Annotated in this window: 27 protein-coding genes; 16 read left to right on the top strand and 11 right to left on the bottom strand. The window is 64.7% G+C overall.

Going from position 1 to position 20,120, the window contains the following annotated elements; translation table 11 throughout:
- Positions 1-56: 56 nt before the first annotated feature.
- From ACSBP4_RS07030 to ACSBP4_RS07020, 3 genes are read right to left on the bottom strand one after another with little or no spacing between them, the layout of a single operon-like run.
- Complete coding sequence (locus ACSBP4_RS07030) at positions 57-578, bottom strand: hypothetical protein (RefSeq protein WP_066297740.1); 522 nt, start codon at positions 576-578, stop codon at positions 57-59.
- The gene (locus tag ACSBP4_RS07025) at positions 568-708 is read right to left on the bottom strand and encodes a hypothetical protein (protein WP_158413756.1); all 141 of its coding nucleotides are present in this window, start codon (positions 706-708) and stop codon (positions 568-570) included. The genes ACSBP4_RS07030 and ACSBP4_RS07025 overlap by 11 nt, the downstream gene beginning before the upstream one ends.
- 11 nt (positions 709-719) lie before the next feature.
- Entirely contained in the window at positions 720-1,154 is a 435-nt protein-coding gene (locus tag ACSBP4_RS07020) for a hypothetical protein (RefSeq protein ID WP_435551757.1), read from the bottom strand.
- Between the two features lie 121 nt (positions 1,155-1,275).
- Between ACSBP4_RS07020 and ACSBP4_RS07015 the strand changes: the two genes are divergently transcribed.
- Together ACSBP4_RS07015 and ACSBP4_RS07010 are read left to right on the top strand one after the other, a co-directional pair.
- Entirely contained in the window at positions 1,276-1,461 is a 186-nt protein-coding gene (locus tag ACSBP4_RS07015; protein ID WP_049965913.1) for a hypothetical protein, read from the top strand.
- Positions 1,462-1,965: 504 nt separating this feature from the next.
- Positions 1,966-2,226: a DUF7386 family protein gene (locus ACSBP4_RS07010; protein WP_435551756.1), complete on the top strand. Its 261-nt coding sequence runs from the start codon at positions 1,966-1,968 to the stop codon at positions 2,224-2,226.
- 67 nt (positions 2,227-2,293) lie between these two features.
- Here the strand turns inward: ACSBP4_RS07010 and ACSBP4_RS07005 are convergent, their stop codons facing one another.
- The gene (locus tag ACSBP4_RS07005; protein ID WP_435551755.1) at positions 2,294-2,695 is read right to left on the bottom strand and encodes a type IV pilin; all 402 of its coding nucleotides are present in this window, start codon (positions 2,693-2,695) and stop codon (positions 2,294-2,296) included.
- Between the two features lie 315 nt (positions 2,696-3,010).
- Between ACSBP4_RS07005 and ACSBP4_RS07000 the strand changes: the two genes are divergently transcribed.
- The 3 genes from ACSBP4_RS07000 (at position 3,011) to ACSBP4_RS06990 (ending at position 5,400) form a co-directional block, all read left to right on the top strand.
- On the top strand, positions 3,011-3,808 hold the full coding sequence (locus ACSBP4_RS07000) for a hypothetical protein (RefSeq protein ID WP_435551754.1): 798 nt from the start codon (positions 3,011-3,013) through the stop codon (positions 3,806-3,808).
- A 158-nt stretch (positions 3,809-3,966) separates the two neighbouring features.
- Positions 3,967-4,977, top strand: coding sequence for a Cdc6/Cdc18 family protein (locus ACSBP4_RS06995; RefSeq protein WP_435551753.1), 1,011 nt, complete (start codon positions 3,967-3,969; stop codon positions 4,975-4,977).
- Between the two features lie 141 nt (positions 4,978-5,118).
- The gene (locus ACSBP4_RS06990) at positions 5,119-5,400 is read left to right on the top strand and encodes a hypothetical protein (RefSeq protein ID WP_435551752.1); all 282 of its coding nucleotides are present in this window, start codon (positions 5,119-5,121) and stop codon (positions 5,398-5,400) included.
- A 5-nt stretch (positions 5,401-5,405) separates the two neighbouring features.
- Here the strand turns inward: ACSBP4_RS06990 and ACSBP4_RS06985 are convergent, their stop codons facing one another.
- Positions 5,406-5,648, bottom strand: coding sequence for a transcriptional regulator (locus ACSBP4_RS06985; RefSeq protein ID WP_435551751.1), 243 nt, complete (start codon positions 5,646-5,648; stop codon positions 5,406-5,408).
- 255 nt (positions 5,649-5,903) lie between these two features.
- Here ACSBP4_RS06985 and ACSBP4_RS06980 point away from each other — a divergent pair, with 255 nt between their 5' ends.
- The 5 genes from ACSBP4_RS06980 (at position 5,904) to ACSBP4_RS06960 (ending at position 9,870) form a co-directional block, all read left to right on the top strand.
- Entirely contained in the window at positions 5,904-6,329 is a 426-nt protein-coding gene (locus tag ACSBP4_RS06980; RefSeq protein ID WP_435551750.1) for a PadR family transcriptional regulator, read from the top strand.
- A complete protein-coding gene (locus ACSBP4_RS06975) occupies positions 6,322-6,657 on the top strand; it encodes a hypothetical protein (protein ID WP_435551749.1) in 336 nt (111 codons plus the stop codon). The genes ACSBP4_RS06980 and ACSBP4_RS06975 overlap by 8 nt, the downstream gene beginning before the upstream one ends.
- On the top strand, positions 6,650-7,660 hold the full coding sequence (locus ACSBP4_RS06970; protein ID WP_435551748.1) for a tyrosine-type recombinase/integrase: 1,011 nt from the start codon (positions 6,650-6,652) through the stop codon (positions 7,658-7,660). Before ACSBP4_RS06975 ends, ACSBP4_RS06970 begins: the two co-directional genes overlap by 8 nt.
- A gap of 224 nt (positions 7,661-7,884) precedes the next feature.
- Entirely contained in the window at positions 7,885-8,997 is a 1,113-nt protein-coding gene (locus tag ACSBP4_RS06965; protein ID WP_435551747.1) for a lipid II:glycine glycyltransferase FemX, read from the top strand.
- Positions 8,998-9,147: 150 nt separating this feature from the next.
- A complete protein-coding gene (locus ACSBP4_RS06960) occupies positions 9,148-9,870 on the top strand; it encodes a helix-turn-helix domain-containing protein (RefSeq protein ID WP_435551746.1) in 723 nt (240 codons plus the stop codon).
- A gap of 104 nt (positions 9,871-9,974) precedes the next feature.
- Here the strand turns inward: ACSBP4_RS06960 and ACSBP4_RS06955 are convergent, their stop codons facing one another.
- Both ACSBP4_RS06955 and ACSBP4_RS06950 read right to left on the bottom strand, forming a co-directional pair.
- Positions 9,975-10,832: a hypothetical protein gene (locus ACSBP4_RS06955; protein WP_435551745.1), complete on the bottom strand. Its 858-nt coding sequence runs from the start codon at positions 10,830-10,832 to the stop codon at positions 9,975-9,977.
- Positions 10,825-12,027 (bottom strand): PQQ-binding-like beta-propeller repeat protein, encoded by a 1,203-nt coding sequence (locus tag ACSBP4_RS06950; RefSeq protein ID WP_435551744.1) that lies wholly within the window; start codon positions 12,025-12,027, stop codon positions 10,825-10,827. The genes ACSBP4_RS06955 and ACSBP4_RS06950 overlap by 8 nt, the downstream gene beginning before the upstream one ends.
- Before the next feature lie 172 nt (positions 12,028-12,199).
- On the opposite strand from ACSBP4_RS06950, the gene ACSBP4_RS06945 reads away from it, so the two are divergent.
- From ACSBP4_RS06945 to ACSBP4_RS06930, 4 genes are all read left to right on the top strand, one after another.
- Positions 12,200-12,520 (top strand): 30S ribosomal protein S24e, encoded by a 321-nt coding sequence (locus tag ACSBP4_RS06945; protein ID WP_006181526.1) that lies wholly within the window; start codon positions 12,200-12,202, stop codon positions 12,518-12,520.
- A complete protein-coding gene (locus ACSBP4_RS06940; protein ID WP_006181525.1) occupies positions 12,521-12,655 on the top strand; it encodes a 30S ribosomal protein S27ae in 135 nt (44 codons plus the stop codon).
- A 124-nt stretch (positions 12,656-12,779) separates the two neighbouring features.
- Complete coding sequence (locus tag ACSBP4_RS06935; RefSeq protein ID WP_435551743.1) at positions 12,780-14,408, top strand: bifunctional N(6)-L-threonylcarbamoyladenine synthase/serine/threonine protein kinase; 1,629 nt, start codon at positions 12,780-12,782, stop codon at positions 14,406-14,408.
- An 89-nt stretch (positions 14,409-14,497) separates the two neighbouring features.
- Complete coding sequence (locus ACSBP4_RS06930) at positions 14,498-14,782, top strand: DUF5808 domain-containing protein (RefSeq protein ID WP_006181523.1); 285 nt, start codon at positions 14,498-14,500, stop codon at positions 14,780-14,782.
- Positions 14,783-15,145: 363 nt separating this feature from the next.
- Here the strand turns inward: ACSBP4_RS06930 and ACSBP4_RS06925 are convergent, their stop codons facing one another.
- Positions 15,146-16,816, bottom strand: a complete 1,671-nt coding sequence (locus ACSBP4_RS06925; protein WP_435551742.1) for an NADH-quinone oxidoreductase subunit D — start codon at positions 16,814-16,816, stop codon at positions 15,146-15,148.
- 83 nt (positions 16,817-16,899) lie between these two features.
- Between ACSBP4_RS06925 and ACSBP4_RS06920 the strand changes: the two genes are divergently transcribed.
- Positions 16,900-17,553 (top strand): helix-turn-helix domain-containing protein, encoded by a 654-nt coding sequence (locus ACSBP4_RS06920; protein WP_435551741.1) that lies wholly within the window; start codon positions 16,900-16,902, stop codon positions 17,551-17,553.
- A 23-nt stretch (positions 17,554-17,576) separates the two neighbouring features.
- On the opposite strand, the gene ACSBP4_RS06915 is transcribed toward ACSBP4_RS06920, so the two are convergent.
- Complete coding sequence (locus ACSBP4_RS06915) at positions 17,577-17,903, bottom strand: cupin domain-containing protein (protein ID WP_006651091.1); 327 nt, start codon at positions 17,901-17,903, stop codon at positions 17,577-17,579.
- 113 nt (positions 17,904-18,016) lie between these two features.
- Here ACSBP4_RS06915 and ACSBP4_RS06910 point away from each other — a divergent pair, with 113 nt between their 5' ends.
- Positions 18,017-18,568, top strand: a complete 552-nt coding sequence (locus ACSBP4_RS06910; protein ID WP_049965928.1) for an XTP/dITP diphosphatase — start codon at positions 18,017-18,019, stop codon at positions 18,566-18,568.
- A gap of 42 nt (positions 18,569-18,610) precedes the next feature.
- Here ACSBP4_RS06910 and ACSBP4_RS06905 read toward each other — a convergent pair whose 3' ends face one another.
- Positions 18,611-19,747 (bottom strand): guanosine monophosphate reductase, encoded by a 1,137-nt coding sequence (locus ACSBP4_RS06905; RefSeq protein ID WP_435551740.1) that lies wholly within the window; start codon positions 19,745-19,747, stop codon positions 18,611-18,613.
- Between the two features lie 71 nt (positions 19,748-19,818).
- Positions 19,819-20,120: DUF7384 family protein (locus ACSBP4_RS06900; RefSeq protein WP_435551739.1), on the bottom strand; the 302-nt coding region annotated here is incomplete at its 5' end.

The following is a 20,120-nucleotide window of genomic DNA, read 5'->3' as shown; positions in this document are numbered from 1 at the left end:
TCTGTACAACTCAGCGTCCGTACTGTCAAAGATTGATGGAATCATTGATGTATCTCTTAGTCGCGAATGGTCCAGAGCGCCGCACCGATTGCGGCGACCCCGATCACCGCGCCTCCGACGAGTATCCCGCCGCCGAGTGAGTCACCGCCGCTCGGCAAGACGCCGCCGAGGTAGCCAGAGCTGTCTTCAACTGATGCACTGTCGATCGCCGACCCGCCCGAAACGACGACTCGGTAATCCGTGTCCAGTTCGAGACCGCTGGCATTCTCGTCGTAGCTGGCCGTCGTCGTGTTCCCAGCGTCGGCCCCGATCGTGTCCTCGAGGGCGATCGTGGCGTTGGCCGGGTCGTTTGCGTATTCGGTTTCGTTGTAGAACGTGACCGACGCCGACGTGTTCGCCGGGTCCGTGACGGATTCGTTCCACGTGACCGAGACGTTGATCGGAGTCGAGTCGTTCGAGACGGTCACCGTCTCGTTGGTGGAGAATTCGGACGACTGTGCAGTGCCGATCGCCACGAAGCCGACGAGCGAGCCGAGGACGACCAGCGCCAGCAGCGCAGTCGCGAGTCTATTCGACATGGATCGCCTCCCGCCGAATTCCGGCGCTCTTCAGCGTCGCGATGATCCGGTCGCGCTCGAGACCCTCGCTGAAGTTCTCGAGGACGATTCGGGGCGTTTCCGCGCTCGAGTCGTTAGTAGTGGTTTCCATCGTTCGGTCCCTCACTTGTAGGCGATCAGGTAGAACCCGGCCCCGTTCAGGAACACCATGAACCAGCCGAGCGGCCACGTCGATGCGACCGCGACCGAGACGGCCGGCACGAGGGCGCTCAGGATGTTCAGGATGAACATCAGGAGCAAGACGACCGTCTCCATGTCCGTGTAGTCGTCCACCGTTGTCTGACCGTTCGTGACCCACGCGACGACGATCGTAATCATGGAGATCAGGAACCCCCACGTGATTTCGGTTCCATTGCTCGAGACCAGAACACCCTCGAAGCCGGTGTTGAACGGCGCGTTCAGGGTGAACGTGCCGACCGCGGCGACCGAGATCGACGCGAGGACGAACAGGGGCGCGAGAACGCTATCAATCAGGTCGATACCATCTTCCCGGCGCACGGCGTCCGGGACTGTACTTGCTGGCAAACTCAGTGCCATACGCTCGGTCGGCAACCCGCCTCTCCGAAAAACCTCGGAATAAAGGGATACTCCCTTGGGGTACCCACTTGGAACCCAGAGAGTCACGAAGTTTTATGAGAGGGCGGGTTGCCCGCCGGATATGGCGCTGAACAAACTGCGAAAGATCGATCGCGATTCGGTCGGCATCACGATGCCGAAAGACGACATGCGAATCGAGGGCCTTCTCGACGAGGACGGCGAGATCGACGGCGACTATCACATGCACATCCGTCACGTCGACGACGGCCAGTGGTCCCTCGAGCTGGTCGAGGAGATCGAGGCATGATGGACGAGTTCCTGGAGGAGGCCAGACGCGAGCAACGGCGAGACCTCGAGCATGCGAAGGAACTCGCCGGGCTCGAGGCCACCGACGCTACGGAGAAATCGGACCAATGAAATGCGAAATTTGCGGAGACAACGGAGCGGAACAGCGAGACGACCACGAACCGGAACCGGCGACCCTCTGCGACGGCTGTTACCAGCGAGACCGAGAGTCGTTCCCCGACGCGTATCCGTCCGACAACGGAGGGGAGGCGGAAGCGTGATTGAGAGCTGTGGAATCGGGTTCTCAGATCCGACCCCACGGGGTTGCGTTCAGATGTATACGGAGATCTCGATGTATGCACCCTGCCGTGGGCTGTGGGCCGTACGAGTGCATAGCATCGGACCCAACCCGGACAGCACCCACCGTGATCACGCCGGGGCACCGACCCCCATTCATAAAGGACCGACCAGTCGCTCACCCGCGAGCGACGCGAACCGACCCCCCGTGCATACCCTCGCTTAAACAATGACCAAGCGCACCAGTCTCAAACTCACCGACGAACGACAACGCAAACTCGAGCGCGTGAGCGAGATCGTGGCCGAAGACGATCTCGACGACCCGCCGATGTCCGTCGTCATCGACGCCGCGCTCACGCACCTGGTTGAGTCCGAGCAGAACATCGACGACGCTCGGGGCGAGTTCGATCCTGAGACGATTCAGGAAATCGCGAATACACCGATGATCGGACTTCGGTATCGCACGAGTGTTGAAAGTCGATGGCGATAGTGATAGACAGATGGCTCTAATTCATATGGAATTAATAAATAAAATTCTATAATATTTAGCGGCTAGATTAGGGACTCCAAGTCGAGACAGTGGTATTACTGCCATCGTAGCTCGCCACGACTGAGATTGATGCTGAATTATCACAGTTCACACTACCTCCTACCTCCCCAATTGCACCGCCTTTACTGGTGGTAGCATCTGGACAGTTAACAGTCACAGTCCCGTCAGTTCGACCATCTTCAATCCAAGTCACTTGTACTGTAGATTCATTTGGAGTGTTATTCTCGAACTCCATGCCTGCAGATGCACTGGCACTCTGACTTTGGCCCATGTCAAGCACGAATGCCGCGATAACGGCTGCGAGAATAACAGTTATAGCTACCATCAGGATGACACCTATAACTGGTGACACTGCACGCTGGTCATCCGATCCGATCAATTTCTGCCGTACCGCTTTCCCGTCTAACATTGATTCTCACCACACCGGCGCGTGAACGGTGAGAAAGCTTATTGCCGACCTCGCCGAAGCGAGATCCGCAGTCAGGGGATTGGAAACCAACCGTCGTCCCCGCTTTCTCGAACCGCCGTCACCGATGCACATCACCGACAGGTAACTGGTATCATATATAGTTACCTGATAGTCCGCTTCCGTTGGGTTTCAAAACTGAGAATCAGCGGGTGCTATCCGGGTTCCAGTGGGTGCTTGAAGCGCTGTAGTCTTGCGATTACCTGCTCGAATGGACGAACCAATACCGCTATACTCGCTCGTCTGTAGGAAGCGTTCATGTCCGAGTCGCTCGTCCCTGAACGCGAGTTCGCGCGCACCTACAACGGCGGGACCTACGATGACGCCTGGGCTGTCGTCCAACAGTTTCGGAGCGCGATCACCTACCACCGTGATCACCCCGACGCCGGGATTGCCGAAATCATGCGCGTTTCGGGAGCCGATCGTGTAGCGACCGTTTCGTGGATCGACGACGGCGCGACCCCGCTGGTCGTGCAAGGACTACACACCGCTTACGGCTACAATATTCTCGGAATTGGCTACGACGAGATCACTCCGCTGAACGTCCTCGTCGCGGCGGCGCTGTCGGCGGGTACGATCGACGCGCACAACCACCAGCCGATGTTCACGGTGGAATCGACCGACAATTCGCTGGTCGTCAATAGCCTCGATCTGATCGGTGTCGGTTCCCGCGACATCGAGAACGGCTCCGGTGACACACCGACTGCTGCGCCAGCTGAGGACGCGGCGGTCCTCGGGCGCGTCCTCGAAGTACTTGGCGTCCCGGTCGGGAGCAAGACCGACGCCGATGAGTTGGCCTTGCCACCGTATCTCGAGGACGCCCCCGCTGCCGTCCGTCGGCAGTTCGTCGATGTCTATCTCGAGAACCGCGGCCAGCCTAAAGCTGACAGTGACGGATTGGCGATCAAAGAGGAGCGGCCGGATACCTACCAGGAGGGGCTCGCGGATCTTATCGAATCGGTTGCGGATGAACCCGTGACAGTCACCGACAGTGGGATCATGGTCTCGGCTGCGGCGGCGCGTGCGCTCGGGTTCGAGCGGGCTGAACCGGCATAATAAAAACTGCAAGTACGGGAATCGACCACTCTCGATAATCAGCGTCGTCGTTTCCACGATTTCTGATCGAATGAGTTATTCACTTTAGTGGAGCCTGCTCTCGATTCATAGTCTGATTTCCCATCAGTAATTAATGGACTGTCCAACAACGATAGTTTATGATTACTGACGCTCGGGCCCTCCGCCCGTCGTACGTCCCAAGCGATCTCCATCACCGGGACGCGAAAATCGAGCAGTTAGCTGACGCGCTCCGGCCCATTGCAGATGGTGATATCGGGGAGAACGCGCTCATCTTCGGTCCGAGCGGGACGGGAAAGACGACGCTCGCACGGTTCGTCGTTCGCGAACTCGAGCGCGAGACGTTCAATCTCCGCTGGGGCTACCACAACTGCATTTCTGGCTCGTCGAAAGCCGAGGTCCTCTACGGTATCATGCGGGACGCAGGTCTCGGTGCGGATCTCAAGAAGATGGGCTCGCCGACGAGCGCGTTCATCGATCGGCTCCGCGAGAGCGATCGGCGCGTCGTCGCGATCGTCGACGAGGTCGACGTACTCGAGGACGACATGACGCTGCAGGCGCTCATCGACATTCCGAACGTGACGATCGTCGCGATCACTATCGACGAAGACGATCTCTTCGCCCACCTCGATTCCCGTGTCCGGAGCCGCCTCCGCAGCGCCCAACCGATCACGTTGGATCGATTCACGCACGGGCAACTGGTCGACATCCTTCAGGCCCGCATTCGGGCCGGGCTGCGTCCGGGAACGATTTCGACCGACGCGATCGGCTACATCGCCGATGTCGCCGCCGGCGACGCTCGCGAAGCGATCGGAATCCTTCGAAGCGCCGCGCGAGCCGTCTCGAGGGACTGCGATCGATCACAGATCACGATCGATATCGTCGACGAGGTTCGGACGGCCGCCCTCGAGGAAATCCACCTCGAGCGCGTCGAGGACCTCGGGACGCACAAGCGACTTCTCTACGATATCATCGAGGCATCGGGAACGATCCCCGGCTCGGAACTGCACGATACCTACGAACAGCGGGCACAGAACCCGAAGGCGAAAAGCACCCGGCGACGGTATCTCTCGAATCTCGAGGAAAAGTACGGGCTGATCGAATCGAACGGAAGCGGGAGAGGGAAAACCTACGCCGTCCCCGAGTTTTGAGATTCCCGCTCATTCCGTTCGGTTTCCGCTCACCGAAATAGAAGCCTTCTACCGGCTGGTATCTGGGCCGAGAGACGATTTCGGCCATTTTCCGTTCACCTCCGCTCTGGACTTATTCACGGCTGTGGCTTTCACTCACCCATGTCCGTTCAATCAGGCCGCTCGAGGCCCGACGAACCACGGTTGCGTAGCGAACTCAAGGACGGTCGGTCCGTCGACGTCGAGGTCACCGGCTCGCCGGATAACAAGAGGCGGATCGATGTTCGCGTCGAGCGTGGGCGACACTGGGTTTTCGCCGTCCAGGACCAGACGGCCGGGTTGATTCTCACGCTGAACGGGAACGGCCAGCGAATCGACGACGAGATCCCCAGCTGGCTCGAGCCGCTGCTCCGACGGATCGGACTCGAGGGGATCAAAGCGTGATGGGATCAGTCTTCCGCCGGCTCGAGATCGTCGGCGTCGAGTTCCCCCGCGAGATACTGTTCGCCGAGGTCGGTGATACTGTAGTAGCCGTCTTCGGGACTGTCAACGAGCCCGTATTCGCGGAGAGTCCGGAGACGATCGCTCACCGTGACGCGGTGTTTCTCGATATTCTTCGCGATCGCCGTCGGCCCCAGCATCAACCCGGTATCGAGTACCTCCAGAATCCGCTCATCGGTGGGATTCTGCATCCAGCTACCGGGCTTTCTCATTACCCGACAGTGGCGGATCGGATTCTTACGTCCATCGATATATCAGAAATAGGCTACGGAATCGAAGTTCTTGAACTACGGTATCGTAGTCAGATTTATTACGATGGGCTCTCGAGTGATCGGCTAACGCGAGTTTCACGTGGACCCGACTGTCCGTTGGGTCCGTACGAAAACTGCGGGCCGGTGTTGGTGGCACCGGGTCCGCGCGGCTCGCGTAGAGACGGTACGCAAGCCATGTACGACGATAATTCGCGGGACCTTGAAAGTCCCGACACGACCGACGCATCAACTGTTTCTGACCAGCGGCTCGTGGCCGACGGCGGCACGATGTGGGGAGATCTCACTGGGTTCCAGCGCGACGCCCTGGAGGCGATCGCTCACCTCGAGCGCGACGACGAGACCTGCTACGGGCTCGCGATCAAGCGCCGGCTCGAGCCCCAGTACGGCAAAGTAAATCACGGACGGCTGTACCCGAACCTCGATACGCTCGTCGAGCGCGGGCTCGTCGAGAAGTCCGCGCTCGACAAGCGGACGAACGAATACGTCCTCACCGACGATGGGCGTGGGCTGCTACGCCAGTGCCTCGAGCGACTCGCCGACGCGTGCGAACTCGAGGTCGCCGCGACCGACGGCTCCGGGGACGGTGATCACGATGAGTGACGAGTTTCTCGCCCTGGAGGCACAGCTCGAAGTCCTCGAGCGTCAGGCCAACGCGGTCGAACGACAGACCGAGGCGCTCGAAGCGATCGCGACGGAGATTCGGTATCAGAACGCGGCGCTGGTCGAGATGATCGCGTGTCTCGACGACCTCTCGGCTCGCGTCGAAGACCATCACTGTCCGGATCACCCGCCGCACGATCGGTCCGGGCCCGCGCTGCAGACGTGGATTCAGGATCGCCTTTTCGAGCGCGACCAGCTGGAGGACGATCGCCCGCAGTTCCGCTGGGGGAGTCCCGAGAACTGGAGCGGTGGTGATCGGAATGAGTGACGACCTGCAACCGCTGTCCCCGGAGGAGGGCGTCGATCGGTTCCTCCGTCACCACCGCCCCAGTGTCCGCGATACGTCGTTCCGGAACGCGAAGCACCGGCTGTCGGTGTTTCTCGAGTGGTGCGACGAGCGGGACATCGAGAACCTGAACGACCTCGACGGTCGCGAACTCGCGGATTTCGTCGATTGGCGACGAGCCGATGTCGCGCCGATCACCCTGCAGAAGCAGCTGAGTAGCGTTCGCCAGGCGCTCCGGTGGTGGGCCGATATCGAGGCCGTCGACAAAGGGCTCGCGGAGAAGCTTCACGCTCCGGACCTCCCCGACGGGGCGAAGTCCAAGGACGTCTTTTTGGACGCCCAGCGGGCGAAGACGGCACTCGAGTACTTCGACCGGCATCACTACGGCTCGCGGGATCACGCGCTGATCGCGCTGCTCTGGCGGACGGGGATGCGCCGAAGTGCCGCACAGTCGATCGACGTAGACGACCTCGAGCCGGACGACCACGCTGTTCGTGTGGAACACCGGCCGGATTCCGGGACGACGCTAAAGAACGGCGACGACGGGAACCGCTGGGTCTATCTCGGGCCGAAGTGGTTCGCCGTTCTCACCGCGTATCGGGATAACCCGGACCGGCCGCGAGTCACCGACGACCACGGTCGTCAGCCGTTATTTACGACCCAACAGGGAACGCGACCGACGGGCGATACCATCTACAAGTGGGTCGTCCGGGCGCTGCACCCCTGCACGTACGGGGAGTGTCCGCACGACGAGACGCCGCGCTCGTGCGACGCTCGAGGGAGTGACGGCCATCCTGCACAGTGCCCGTCGGCGCGATCGCCCCACGCGATCCGCCGGGGAGCGATCACGCACCACCTCAATCAGGAGACGACGCCGGAGATCGTCAGCGAGCGCATGGACGTGTCGCTCGAGGTTCTGTACGAACACTACGACGCCCGCACCGAGCGCGAGAAGATGGAAGTCCGACGAGAGAACCTGCCGTAACCTATCACAATCATGAGAGAGACGAGCCAAACCCTACGACTCGACCGAACCTGTACATCCCCGCGAGTCCATCCCCCCCCCCTGTTTTGATATTTAGAACTACCCGCTGAGTTGCATCGTTAGCGCTCGAGCCATGATATCGTCCTGTTGGCCGTCGTTACTGTCCCCGACCCGGGACGGAATGGAGAGACTACCAAATAGGGTGCCCCGTCTGTCGTCGATCAATGGCACAAGGGACCGGCGGCGAAGCGCGCTCGAGACTCCGTCGCGTCGGGGCGGTGCTGTCCGAACACGTCAGCCCCACGGTCGATGCGGACTCGAGCCTCGAGATCGAAGTCGTCGATTCGGTCGCGGAGGTCGGTCGGGAGCGCTGGAACGGGCTGGTCGAGCGCTCGAGTCGGGGGAGCGTCTTTCATCGCTACGAGTGGCTCGCGGCGATCGAGTCGGGGCTGGGGTATCCGGCCAAACACCTCGTGGTTCGGAAAGACGGGAACGTGATCGGCTGCATGCCGAACGTCGTCGTTGGGATCGAGAAGACGCCGTTCAAGCGGCTTTCGTCGGCCTATCCTGGCTTCGGCGGACCGCTGTTGCCGACGGACACGACGGACGCGCTCGAGCGGGTACTCGATGCGGTGCCGTCGCGCTGTGGCGGACGGACGATCGTCCACCAGATTCGGGGACTGGACGCGGGGTATCTGCGGTACAACGATCCGCTGCAGGAGCGCGGGTACCGACCGTACCGGCGCGAGTGTCGGTTCCTGCTGGACCTGACGCGGGGTCACGACGAGATCCGCGCGGGCATGAGCCGGACCCGACGACGGGGGATCGAACGCGGCGAGGACGCCGACTACGAGATCGTCGCGGAGGACATCACCCGCGGGAACCTCCGGCGGTTCCACCGCGCGTACGAACGGGTCATGGACCGCGTCGGCGCGGAGACCTACCCGTTCTCCTTTTTCGATGCGCTCCGGCCGATGGCCGATCGACTCCTCCTGTTGACGATCCGGATCGACGGCGAGTACGCCGGCGGGATGCTCGAGGTCCTCGACGACGAGCGGGACGCAGTTCATGGCTTTTTCGCGGCTGTGCCGCGGGAGTACTTCGACGATCACGCGTCGGAACTGCTCTACGATCGGGTGTTTCAGTGGGGAATCGACCACGGCTACGAGACCTACGACTTCGGGAGTACGACCGCGGACTTCGAGGATGGCGTCTTCCGGTTCAAGGAGAGTTTTGGCGGCCGGGCTGTCCCGGTCTTCGTCTGGGAGCGGGGCTGTAGTCCCCTCTGGCGACTGGTGAAGATCGGCCGGTCGCTGTACTGGCCGTATTACACCTGAATCGGAGTCCGAAAGCGCACTCGATTCGGTCTGCGGGGGCTCCTATGGACGGGGCGCTTCCCGTCGGTCGTTTAGCCCGCTTGTTTTGTCGTTCAAATAATCCATTCGAACGCATAACTGTTATTTATGACGGGTTCGTAATCCAATAGCATGCGGTACGTGACATACGTTATCACGCCACCACGAGGGTACTTCGATCGGGGTGCGGAGCGTCTCCGGGAACTTGGGGTCACGTTCGATGCCGTTCGGAACGTCGAGCAACTCAACGACGGGACGATCATGACACAGAAAGTGCTGCGGGGGGATCGGGCCGTCGCCGAGCGGGCACTCGAAGAGACGGGGCCGACGGTCGTCGACTACCAGTTGACTGACGCCGGCGATAGGTCGATCCTTCAACTCCACTACGAGCCGAGCGACCTCACGCGGGAGTTACGGGCGATACACGACCGGCACGCGGTGTTGCTCGACTACCCGCTCGAGTACACCGGGCCGGCAAACCGGAGCCTCCGCGTCTCGGAGATCGGCCGCGAGGACGCACTCCGTCGTCTCATCGAGGAGACGCGGGCGATCGTCGACGTCGAAATCGAGCGACTCGGCAGCTACGATCCGTCCGCCGAACGGCCCTTTACCGAACTGACCGATCGCCAGCGGGAGGTGTTACGCGTCGCCGTCGAGGAGGGATACTACGAAGAGCCCCGGCAGGTCACCTACGGGGATATCGCCGCCCGGCTGGACTGTTCTGCGGGAACGGTCGGCCAACACCTCCGCCGGATCGAGGCCCGGCTCATGTCGTCGCTCATCAGCGGCGACGCCGAACGGGCGGCCGAGACCGACGGGCACCCCGATTCTCCGGCGACTGGCCCGTCCCGATAGCCGACCGTCGCGCTCGAGCGGGGACGGTCGTCCGTGGGTCGGTCCGGTTGCCGCAGTCGAGCGCCACCGAACGTGGCCGGCGAGCCGGTCGGCGCGTTGCCGCGTCACCCGCCAGTATCAGCGGGTCTCCCGTCTCGGACGGTGGCCATCGTTACGGCCAGTGTCGAGCCGACGAGAGCCGTACTCAGCGCCGTTCCCACGACCGGAACGAGTCCCAACAGCCACGCCGCGAGGCCGAAACAGACGACGAGCGCGAGCAGCCGCCAGCCGATCCCGCGGGTCGCACGAGCGCTCCGGGCGAGCGCGGTGACCGGCCCCGATCCGGTGACGACGAACGCGGGCGCGGGGAAGAACCGCACGAACGCGGCGAAGAGGGGGACTGCGAGTATCACGCCGACGACGAGCCCGACGTCGCCGATGGAGCCGATCGCCCGCCCGACCGCATCGAACAGGACGATCAGTCCGAGATACGCCAGCCATCGCCGTCCCCACTGTCGCCAGCTCCAGCCGTCGTCGCTCTCGAGCGTTCGCGCGATGGTCGCGGTTCCGGCGGCCGCGACGACAGCCATCGCGAGCGCCTCGAGGCCGACCGCCCAGGCGAGGTAGGGGAGTTTCAGGTCGATGAGCGCCCCGAGCGAGCGGGCCGTGTCCGGGACGCCGGTCGGGTAGCCGGCGTATTCGATCCCGATCGAGACATCGTCGCCGGTGGCCAGCGTCGGAATCGGGTCCCACCGCCGGAGCCGGTCGAGGAGCGCGAGGACGAGCCCGGCCACGGTAAACGGCACCAGCAGCGCCGGATCGCGCCGGAGACGCGGTATCGCGCCGGCGATCCCGGTCGGCGGCGTGTCGGCATCGTCGCTATCGGTCTCAGAGGCCGCCTCGTCGGTCGGTGCCGGTGTCGCCGAGTCGTCGCTGATGGTCGGCTCCCGTTCCCGTCCGTCATCGCCCTCGTCGTCACTCATGATCTCCCTCCAGCGCGAGGACGCGGTCGCCGTCGACGACGTAGAGAACGCCGTCGCCGACCGCCGGTTGCGAGAAGAACCAGTCGGTTTCGCGGGTGAACCGCCGGTCACCCGTCGCTGCGTCGAGGATCATGAGGTCGTAGCCGCCGGTCACGTAGACGACGCCGTCCGCGACGACGGGGGCCGCTTCCCGGGTGAACGCCAGCGTCCACTCCTCGGCTCCCGTCTCGAGGTCGCGTGCGTGTAGCGACTCGGTTCCGTCGGCGAAGAACACCCGGCCGTCGGCGACGGCGGCCGCGCCGCCGGTCGCGTTGCCCGCGAGATCCCGCGACCAGCGAACGTCGCCGTTCGCCTCGTAGACTGTGAGGCCGCCTCGAGTCGGGACGACGACCCCGTCGGCCGTCGCCGTCGGCGGGAGTACCATCGCTTCGTCGAGTTCGTCCTCCCACACGACGTCGCCCGTTTCGGCGTCGAGAGCCCGGACCTGAGACGGCCAGCCGGTGACGAAGACGGTCTCGTCTTTCACTGCCGGCCGTCGTACGGTCACGCTGAACTCGTCGCCGGCGTCGAGCCGTCGCCGCCACTGCTCGCTGCCGTCGGTGGCCCCGAGCGCGACGATCTCGCCGCGGTCGGGGGCGGCGACGTACACCGTCCCGTCCGCGGGGACCGGCGGCGGGCTCTCGAGCGCGTTCACGGGCGGTGACGAGGGGGACGGCCCCGGCCCGCGCCACCGGTTCGCACCGAACTGGACGCCGAACGCCCGGAGGCCGCCACCGGCGTTCAGCCCGGCGATGCCGTTGTCCGTGCTGACCGTCAGCGTTCCGGTCCGGTAGATCGAGGGGGAGACGTAGGCGGGGCTGGAACGGAACGTGCTGTCGTACGAGAACCGCTCGTCGCCGTCCGTGGCGTCGAATGCGGTGAGGTTCTCGTTGCCGGCATAGACCGTCCCGTCGACGACCACGGGCGGCGTGACCGCGAAGCCGCCGGTGTCCGCGAGTCGCCCCTCCCATGCGAGCCGCAGGTCGTCTTTCGGGCCCATCGCGTCGGGGCTGTGGCCGGTTCCGGCGGCGTCGTAGCGGGCCATCGGCCAGTCGATCGTCGCGGCGTCGGCTCGATCGTCAACGGCCGCGTAGCTGCCGAAGAGGCCGCCGACCCCGAGAACGCCGCTCGCGAGCGCCTGTCGTCTGGAGGGCATTCTACTGAACCTGTAAGTTCAATAAATAAATGCGTTCACATTTCGATCCGATCGGACCACGGAGCCGGGCCGCGGTTTCGGACTCGTCGGAGAACGCCTCGAGTCCCATCGGTGGCCGCTTCGAAATCCTTTTAGGCGCTACACGGGGATAGTAGGGTAACTGAGTGATATCATGGACGTCGACATCATCTCCGAAACGGAGAACCCCATGTTGCATCGGACCGACGTGACCTTCGAACTCTCCCACGAGGACGCGACTCCCGAGCGACTGCAGGTTCGGGACAGTCTGGCCGCGAAGCTGAACAAGGACGCCGACGAGGTCGTCATCCGCAAGCTCGACACCAAGTTCGGGATGCGCAAGACCGTCGGGCAGGCCAAGGTCTACGAGACCGCAGACGACGCCCGTGACGTCGAGCAAGACCACATGCTCGAGCGGAACAAGATCGGTGCCGACGAGGAGGCCGACGCCGAGGCAGAACCGGAGGAAGCCTAAATGGCTCGCTACGAACTCTACAACGACGATGGGAGTACGGAGCGCGAACAGTGTCCCCGCTGCGGTGACGTGTTCCTCGCTGACCACGGCGACCGCAAGCACTGCGGGAAGTGCAGTTACACCGAGTGGGAGTAAGGCGATGTGCCGAGCGACCGCGAGGCACATCGAAACGCGAGCGGGACGTGAAACGACCCGCGAGCGCGCGGTCACCCGACCGTAGCGGGATGTCTCGACCGCCGATGACTACCCGTTTTCAGCCGTGACTGACACCCGCATCCTCGGCATCGAGGGCACCGCCTGGGCCGCCAGTGCGGCCGTCTTCGACGCCGCACGCGACGACGTGTTCATCGAGAGCGACGCCTATCAGCCCGAGAGCGGTGGCATCCACCCTCGCGAGGCCGCCGAACACATGCACGAGGCCGTCCCCCGCGTCGTCGAACGCGCCCTCGAGTACGCCCGCGAGACCCACGACGGCCCCGCGAGCGAACCGCCGGTCGACGCGGTCGCCTTCTCTCGCGGGCCCGGCCTGGGCCCCTGTCTGCGGGTCGTCGGCACCGCTGCCCGCGCGCTGAGCCAGGCGCTTTCGGTGCCGTTGGTCGGCGTCAATCACATGGTGGCCCACCTCGAGATCGGTCGCCACACCTCCGGCTTCGACGCGCCGGTCTGTCTGAACGCCAGCGGCGCGAACGCGCACCTGCTGGCCTACCGCAACGGGCGCTATCGGGTCCTCGGCGAGACGATGGACACCGGCGTCGGCAACGCCATCGACAAGTTCACGCGCCACGTCGGCTGGTCCCACCCCGGCGGGCCGAAGGTCGAGGAGGCGGCGACGGAGGGCGACTACGTCGACCTGCCCTACGTCGTCAAGGGGATGGACTTCTCCTTTTCGGGCATCATGAGCGCCGCCAAGCAGGCCTACGACGACGGCGTCCCCGTCGAGGACGTCTGCTTCTCCCTGCAGGAGAATATCTTCGGCATGCTGACCGAAGTCTCCGAACGCGCCCTCTCGCTGACCGGCAGCGACGAACTCGTGTTAGGCGGCGGCGTCGGCCAGAACGACCGCCTGCGCGAGATGCTCGGAGAGATGTGCGCCCAGCGCGGGGCCGAGTTCCACGCCCCCGAGCCGCGGTTCCTGCGGGACAACGCCGGGATGATTGCCGTGCTTGGCGCGAAGATGTACGACGCCGGCGATGCCCTCGCGCTCGAGGACTCCCGCGTCGATCCGGATTTCCGGCCGGATCAGGTCTCCGTCACCTGGCGCTCCGACGAACCGGACCTCGCAGTGGGGCGTGCGGACGGCGACACGCAAGTCCGCGGTGCCGAGGCGCTCGTCGACCTCGAGCCCGCGGCCGGCCGCGTCACGAAACGCCGCGAGGCCAAGACCTACCGCCACCCCCAACTCGACGACCGGCTCCGTCGCGAGCGGACGACCCTCGAGGCCCGCCTGACCAGTCTGGCCCGCCGCGAGGGGGTGCCGACGCCGGTGCTGTCAGACGTCGACTCCCGCGAGGCGCGGCTGGAACTCGAGTACGTCGGCGAACGTGACCTCCGCGCGGCGCTGACGGCTGCGGGCGTTCGTGACGTCGGCCGGCACCTCGCCCGACTGCACAACGCCGGCTTCGTCCACGGGGACCCGACGACCAGAAACGTCAGGGTCGACGGGGACCGCACGTACCTCATCGACCTCGGGCTCGGCTACCACACGGACCACGTCGAGGACTACGCGATGGATCTCCACGTCTTCGACCAGAGCCTCGTCGGGACCGCCGACGACCCCGAACCGCTGCGCGAGGCGGTCCGTGCGGGGTATCGCGAGGTCGGCGAGGAGCGCGTCCTCGAGCGGTTGCGGGACGTCGAGGGCCGGGGCCGGTACCAGTCGGACGCGTAGCGACCGGCAATCACACCACTGCCGTCTCCCGGTCTCGGTGACGGGGTCAGCACACAATCCCTTTATCCGGGGAAGACGTATCACCGAGCATGGCAGACAAGTCGACGTCCGGTGAGATCCTCGGGGTACCGTACAACTTCGAACGACCGAGCATCAGTCGCATGCTCTCGTCGTACTGGCAGCCCGGCGAGGGGATGCTCGTCGAGAAACCCTTCGGCGTCGGCTACACACTGAACCTCGCCAACTGGCGCTCGTGGATCGTCGTCGCCGTCGCCGGTGCGCTGCTCTGGCAGCAGGAACAGGGCGCGTCCGGGGACGACGAGGAGTCGGTCGACGAGCCCGTCGAGGTCATCGTCGACGACACCGACGACTAAGCGCGCTTCCTTTTTAGCCGCGCTAGTAGCTCTGAGAGCGCCTATGCCTAATTCCGTATATCGGTGTATCTCTCCCCTATTCTTTTGGTTAAATGTTTTATTATGGGTGCGAAATAGATGCTAAAATGGAGGAGATATTACTGTCAATCGCAGTACTCGCGATCACAGTTCAATATCTAGGCTATCTTCTTCTCCGCATTGATATCCGACGCAGAGGGTATACCGACCCGAAAATAAAACACCTTCCGACGTTAACTGCGAGACTTCCGCTTCTCGGTGTGGTCGTTCCGCTGTGGTACGTCTATCGTCGGAGTGATTTCGAAGAGAATGGTGGTAATCGTTGCAATTAACTGACCGACGCGATCAGCGATCGACTTCGCCCATGATGCAGTCGAGGCTCCCGATCGCCGCGATGAGGTCGGCGACGTACTCGCCGCGGGCGATCTCGGGCAGCGCCGAGAGGTTCGAGAAACACGGACTGCGGATCTTGAACCGCGCCGGCGTCTCAGTCCCGTCCGACCGAATGTAGATCCCGAGTTCGCCTTTCGCGCCCTCGACGGCGCGGTAGCTCTCGGCGTCGGCCTCGGGCTTGAGCGTTCTGGGGACGTTGCTCTGGATGGTGCGTTCGTCCGCGGGCCAGTCCGCGAGCAGGTCGAGACACTGATCGACGATCTTCGCTGACTCCTCGATCTCACCCAGTCGGACGAGCAGTCGGGCGAAGTTGTCGCCGTCGGGTTCGGTGACCACGTCCCACTCGAGGTTCGGATAGTAGCCGTAGGGGTCGTCTCGCCGGAGGTCGTAGTCGATGCCGGAGCCGCGGGCGACGGGGCCGGTACAGCCGTAGTCCTTCGCGGCCTCGGGTTCCAGGACGCCGGTGTCGACACAGCGGCGCTGGAAGATTTCGTTCGTCACGAGCAGGTCGTGGTACTCCTCGAGTTTCGCCGGGAAGCCGTCGAGGACGTCCCGAACGTTCGCGATGAACTCCCCGCGGGGTTCGGGCAGGTCCCAGGCGACCCCGCCCACTCGGAAGTAGTTGAACATCATCCGTTGGCCGGTCAGCGCCTCGAGACAGTCGAGGACGAGTTCGCGGTCCCGGATGGCGTATTGGAAGGCGGCACAGAACTCGCCGACGATGTCCAGCGCGTAGGTGCCGACGGCGATGAAATGCGAGGCCAGCCGCGAGAGTTCGGCCCCCATCGTCCGGATCACCTGCGCGTACTCCGGGACGTCGATGTCCGCGAGGGACTCGATCGTGCGGGCGTAGGCCCACTCGTTGCACAGTCCGGAGGATACCCAGTCCCAGCGGTCCGGGTACGGCATGATCTGATGGCGGTACGTACTCTCCTGGCACATCTGTTCCTCACATCGGTGGATGTAGCCGATGTCGGGATCGACGTCGACGACCGTCTCACCGTCCAGCACGGCCTTCACGTGGAGGACGCCGTGGGTCGAGGGGTGGTGGGGACCGATGTTGAGAAACATCGTCTCCGAGGTGGTGTCGTGTTCGTCGCCCGCGATCGGGTTCGCGTGTTCCGAGAGGGTGACGATCTGAGATTGCTCCGCATCGTAGTCCAGCGAGAGGGGATGTCCCTGCCACGTCTCCGGCAGGAGGATTCGCCGCAGGTCGGGGTGGGCCTCGTACTCGGTCCCGATCAGGTCGTAAGCCTCGCGCTCGTGCCAGTCCGCCGTCTCGAAGACCGGCGCGGCCGACTCGCTTTTCGGTTCGCGGGTCGGCGTCGGCACCACCACGCTCACCTCCCGCGTCGGGTCCGCGTAGGACTTCAAGTGATAGATCGTCTCGAACCGGTCCGGATACTGCTGGGCTGTCACACAGGAACAGTGATCGAATCCCGCCTCGTCGCGAAGCGTCGCCAGCACCGCCTGTACCTCGTCGGGCCGGATCACGACCGCCGGCGCGTTCTCGTGATCGTCCCGCCCGAGGACCGCGTCCCCGAGCAGGCCCTCGAGCGTCTCCTCCCCGTCCGCGTCGCCCCGTTTTACCGGCCGCGACTCGAGCGTCGAATCCGCTGTCATAGCCGGCGGTTCGGCCGCTCGAGGCGAGTCGGTTCTGCGTCACGGGCTAGGCTATTTATATACGCAGGCCGGACCCTCCGGTCGTGAAGACCGTTCGGCTCACGCTGCGGTTCGACGCCGAGACGATCCACCCGATGCACCGGTTCGTCGCCGAGAGCGACGCGTTCGAGTCCTATCGGCTGGTCCACGGCAACTTCGCTGGCGAAAACGACGACAACGTCTTTATCTTTCACGTCGTCGGTGACGCCGACGTCTACGAGGCCGCGCTCGCCGAGACCGACCGCGTCGACGACTACGAACTCACGCGGACCGGCGATCGAACCTTTACCGTCTACGTCCGCGATCTGCCGGCCGACGTCGATGCGAGGCTCCTCAAGGGCCTCACCGCCGGCAGTCTCGTCGTCCTGCCGCCGCTTGAGTACCGGTCGGACTGGACGGTCCGGTTCTCCGTCGTCGGCGAATCGGCCGATCTCCGGGCGGCACTCGAGGAGATGCCCGACGGCATCGAGACGACCGTCGACCGCGTCGGCGAGTACGACGGGGCCGACGCGGCGGTCAGCGCACTGACCGCCCGCCAGCGGGAGACGCTCCGGGTCGCTCGCGAGTTGGGGTACTTCGAGGTCCCACGCGCGGCGGGCGTCGAGGACGTCGCCGCCGAACTCGACTGTGCGCCCGGGACGGCCGCCGAACACCTCCGGAAGGCGGAGGAAACTGTGATGGACGCTCTCGATCTGTAGCCGACGCGTCGCGGTTCCGATCCCTACTCCGTATACGCCTCGAGCGGCGGTGTGAACGCGTCGATGACGCGACACGGCTCGAGGGCACGCACACCATGGATCGTCCCCGGCGGGACGGCGTAGGAATCGCCCGCCTCGACGATCCGCGAGTACTCCCCGCGGAGTTCGAGTCGCCCCTCGATGACGAACGTCGCCTGCGTCGCCTCCTCGTGGGCGTGTGGTTCGCCTTCCGCGCCCTCCTCGAGTGCGTAGTGAACCAGCACGAGATCGTCGGTCGACGACAGTACGCGCCGCTGCCCGCCCTCGAGGTCGTCGATCCGTTCGGGGTCGTCCCACTCGGTGATGTCCATGATGTGTCATCCAGGCACCATATGATGGGTCTTTCGGGGCCGGAAGACCGGCTCCCGAACCGTCGGACGGGGCAACCGACGCCTATTTTCGGCCCGCGGCCCCCCGCTCGGATATGACCGTTCGATTCGTTACCGGCAACGCGGGCAAGGCGCGCGAGGCGCGGGACTATCTCTCGGGCATCGAGCCCGTCGAGCAGATCGAGTACGACTACACCGAGATTCAAAGCGACTCGCTCGAGGAAATCGCGGCCCACGGGGCCCGGGAGGCCTTCGACGAACTCGGGGGCGAGGAGCCGGTACTGGTCGACGACGCCGGCCTCTTCGTCGACGCGCTCGGCGGGTTCCCCGGCCCGTACTCTGCGTACGTCGAGGACACCGTCGGCGTCGAGCGGCTCTGGCGACTCGCGAGCGAGGAGGAGAACCGCCGCGCGCACTTCCGGACCGTCCTCGCGTACGCGGACGAGGACGGAACGGAGACGTTCGAGGGATCGGTCGCCGGAACGCTCGTCGCGCCCCGCGGCGAGGGCGGGTTCGGCTACGATCCCATCTTCGAGTACAACGGGCAGACGTTGGCCGAACTGAGTACCGAGGAGAAGAACGCGATCTCTCACCGCGGGCGCGCGCTGGCGGCGTTCACCGAGTGGTACGCCGACCGCGACGCGTAACGGGCGTGGCTCCCGCGGCTCGGCGATCAGTACGCTCGGTCGTCAGTCGTCGCTTTCTGCCGGCGGACTCGAGCCGTCGTCGGCCACGAGGTCCGCCTCGGTGACGGTCTCGGATTCGCTCTCGACGCTGACGCCCTCCCAGTCGTGGTCCGTGTGGTACCCCTCGCGGTCCTTCGCGCTGGGCGCGACGCGGATGAACTCGGCACCGTCCCGGGCGGCCGGGATGGTGTGTCCGCCGCAGTAGGAGAGCCCGGATCGGATGCCGGCGCAGAACTCCTCGACGACGTCGGCGACCGGCCCCTTGTAGGGGGTCAGGGCCTCGACGCCCTCGTCGGCGTCGACGTCGACGTCCTTGTCGTCGCGGTCCTCGGCGGCCGCGGTGGTCGCCATCCCCCGCGAGCGCTTGTATCGGGTGCCGTCGACCTCGACGACAGCGCCGGGTGCTTCCTCGGTGCCGGCCAGCAGGCTCCCGACCATCACGGTGTCGGCCCCGGCCATCAGCGCCTTGACCGCGTCGCCGGAGGTACGGATCCCGCCGTCGGCACAGATCGTCACGTCCAGGTCCTCGGCGGCGCTCGCACAGTCGTCGACGGCCGTCAACTGCGGGACGCCGGCCCCGGCGACCTTCCGGGTCGTACAATGCGAACCGGGACCGATCCCGACCTTCACACAGTCCGCGCCGGCCGCGGCGAGATCCTCGACGCCGGCGGGCGTCGCGACGTTCCCGGCGACGAGATCCGTCTCCGGGAACGCTTCGCTCAGTTGCTCGACGGCCTCGAGCGTCCGCTCCAAGTGGCCGTGGGCGACGTCGACGACGATCGCGTCGACGCCGGCGTCGACGATCGCGTCGCTTCGCTTGACGTAGTCCTCGTTGATCCCGACGGCGGCGGCCACCTGCTCGTCGGCCTCTTTCACTCGTTCGACCTGCTCGGCCTGTTCGGCTACCGTGAGAAACCGGTGTAACACGCCGAGGCCGCCGGCCCGTGAGAGTTCGACCGCCAGCTCGGCCTCCGTGACGGTATCCATCGCGGCCGCGACTAGCGGCGTCTCGAGGTCGACACTCGGCGTGAACGGCGTCTCGAGGTCGACGGTACTGCGGCTGTCGACGGGCGAGCGCTGCGGGACGAGGAGAACGTCCCCGTAGCTCAGTCCGGTCCGGAGATCACGTAGATTGGTCATTCCCCTCATAAATCAGGGGCTCCCACCGCATAAGTCACACGTTCTTCGTGTAGCGGTCCCGTCGCCGGCGGTTACGCTCGCGGGTCCCGGTCCGGCCCAGGGTACTCGCCATCCTCGACGGCCGCGTACAGACTCTCGGGATCGAACAGGCGCGCGAACGCGTCCGGCGGCCGGACGCTGACCGAGACGCGGGGCTGGAGCGTCAGGCCGGCCTCTGCCGATCGTAGCCGCTCGTCGTAGGAGAGCAGGTGCGCCGCCTCGCCCCGATAGGCCGACGCCAGCGCGGGATGGTCGCCCTCGGGCTGGTCGACCGCGACCCGCTCGGCCTCGAGGCGCTCGCGGTGATCGGCGGCGAGGTCGGCGTCGGCGAGTG

Source organism: Natrinema sp. CGMCC1.2065 (assembly GCF_051225675.1).
Lineage (GTDB): Archaea > Halobacteriota > Halobacteria > Halobacteriales > Natrialbaceae > Natrinema > Natrinema thermotolerans.
This window is presented reverse-complemented; position numbering and strand designations above follow the sequence as displayed.

What these genes read in the sequence shown, in the direction of transcription:
- ACSBP4_RS07030 (WP_066297740.1), bottom strand. Translation starts at nt 578, where the DNA reads ATGTCGAATAGACTCGCGACTGCGCTGCTGGCGCTGGTCGTCCTCGGC.
- ACSBP4_RS07025 (WP_158413756.1), bottom strand. Translation starts at nt 708, where the DNA reads ATGGAAACCACTACTAACGACTCGAGCGCGGAAACGCCCCGAATCGTC.
- ACSBP4_RS07020 (WP_435551757.1), bottom strand. Translation starts at nt 1,154, where the DNA reads ATGGCACTGAGTTTGCCAGCAAGTACAGTCCCGGACGCCGTGCGCCGG.
- ACSBP4_RS07015 (WP_049965913.1), top strand. Translation starts at nt 1,276, where the DNA reads ATGGCGCTGAACAAACTGCGAAAGATCGATCGCGATTCGGTCGGCATC.
- ACSBP4_RS07010 (WP_435551756.1), top strand. Translation starts at nt 1,966, where the DNA reads ATGACCAAGCGCACCAGTCTCAAACTCACCGACGAACGACAACGCAAA.
- ACSBP4_RS07005 (WP_435551755.1), bottom strand. Translation starts at nt 2,695, where the DNA reads ATGTTAGACGGGAAAGCGGTACGGCAGAAATTGATCGGATCGGATGAC.
- ACSBP4_RS07000 (WP_435551754.1), top strand. Translation starts at nt 3,011, where the DNA reads ATGTCCGAGTCGCTCGTCCCTGAACGCGAGTTCGCGCGCACCTACAAC.
- ACSBP4_RS06995 (WP_435551753.1), top strand. Translation starts at nt 3,967, where the DNA reads ATGATTACTGACGCTCGGGCCCTCCGCCCGTCGTACGTCCCAAGCGAT.
- ACSBP4_RS06990 (WP_435551752.1), top strand. Translation starts at nt 5,119, where the DNA reads ATGTCCGTTCAATCAGGCCGCTCGAGGCCCGACGAACCACGGTTGCGT.
- ACSBP4_RS06985 (WP_435551751.1), bottom strand. Translation starts at nt 5,648, where the DNA reads ATGCAGAATCCCACCGATGAGCGGATTCTGGAGGTACTCGATACCGGG.
- ACSBP4_RS06980 (WP_435551750.1), top strand. Translation starts at nt 5,904, where the DNA reads ATGTACGACGATAATTCGCGGGACCTTGAAAGTCCCGACACGACCGAC.
- ACSBP4_RS06975 (WP_435551749.1), top strand. Translation starts at nt 6,322, where the DNA reads ATGAGTGACGAGTTTCTCGCCCTGGAGGCACAGCTCGAAGTCCTCGAG.
- ACSBP4_RS06970 (WP_435551748.1), top strand. Translation starts at nt 6,650, where the DNA reads ATGAGTGACGACCTGCAACCGCTGTCCCCGGAGGAGGGCGTCGATCGG.
- ACSBP4_RS06965 (WP_435551747.1), top strand. Translation starts at nt 7,885, where the DNA reads ATGGCACAAGGGACCGGCGGCGAAGCGCGCTCGAGACTCCGTCGCGTC.
- ACSBP4_RS06960 (WP_435551746.1), top strand. Translation starts at nt 9,148, where the DNA reads ATGCGGTACGTGACATACGTTATCACGCCACCACGAGGGTACTTCGAT.
- ACSBP4_RS06955 (WP_435551745.1), bottom strand. Translation starts at nt 10,832, where the DNA reads ATGAGTGACGACGAGGGCGATGACGGACGGGAACGGGAGCCGACCATC.
- ACSBP4_RS06950 (WP_435551744.1), bottom strand. Translation starts at nt 12,027, where the DNA reads ATGCCCTCCAGACGACAGGCGCTCGCGAGCGGCGTTCTCGGGGTCGGC.
- ACSBP4_RS06945 (WP_006181526.1), top strand. Translation starts at nt 12,200, where the DNA reads ATGGACGTCGACATCATCTCCGAAACGGAGAACCCCATGTTGCATCGG.
- ACSBP4_RS06940 (WP_006181525.1), top strand. Translation starts at nt 12,521, where the DNA reads ATGGCTCGCTACGAACTCTACAACGACGATGGGAGTACGGAGCGCGAA.
- ACSBP4_RS06930 (WP_006181523.1), top strand. Translation starts at nt 14,498, where the DNA reads ATGGCAGACAAGTCGACGTCCGGTGAGATCCTCGGGGTACCGTACAAC.
- ACSBP4_RS06925 (WP_435551742.1), bottom strand. Translation starts at nt 16,816, where the DNA reads ATGACAGCGGATTCGACGCTCGAGTCGCGGCCGGTAAAACGGGGCGAC.
- ACSBP4_RS06915 (WP_006651091.1), bottom strand. Translation starts at nt 17,903, where the DNA reads ATGGACATCACCGAGTGGGACGACCCCGAACGGATCGACGACCTCGAG.
- ACSBP4_RS06910 (WP_049965928.1), top strand. Translation starts at nt 18,017, where the DNA reads ATGACCGTTCGATTCGTTACCGGCAACGCGGGCAAGGCGCGCGAGGCG.
- ACSBP4_RS06905 (WP_435551740.1), bottom strand. Translation starts at nt 19,747, where the DNA reads ATGACCAATCTACGTGATCTCCGGACCGGACTGAGCTACGGGGACGTT.